Annotated in this window: 1 protein-coding gene; it reads right to left on the minus strand. The window is 54.5% G+C overall.

All coding sequences use genetic code 11. The annotated features are described in order from the left end of the window. Positions 1-387 (minus strand): Ig-like domain-containing protein (locus ACXAH4_RS20110; RefSeq protein ID WP_474883169.1); only part of this gene is annotated, 387 nt, incomplete at both ends.

Raw genomic sequence — 387 nt, forward strand, 5'->3', positions numbered from 1 at the left:
GTATCAACTTCACCGCCAGTTGCTGTTGCAGTCGTTGAATTGCCCGCCTCATCAGTGGCCGTCGCTTCAACCGTGTAGCTACCTTCAGCCAGTTCTGCAGGCACATCGGCACTGAAGGTGCCGTCTGGCTGCACGGTTGCGGTAACAGTCTGTGCATCACCATTCGCATCTGTCACGGTTAACGTTACAGATTCACCTGCTGGCAGATCGGTGGTGCCGGAAATAGTCGGGGTGGTGTCGTTTCCTGTACCCTGGGCGTCTAAAGTGACTGTTGGTGCAGTGGTATCAACTTCACTACCAGTTGCTATTGCTGTCGTGGAATTACCAGCTGCATCGGTAGCAGTCGCTTCCACCGTGTAGCTACCTTCAGCCAGTTCTGCAGGGACA

Source organism: Alteromonas sp. ABV2_168 (genome assembly GCF_056161165.1).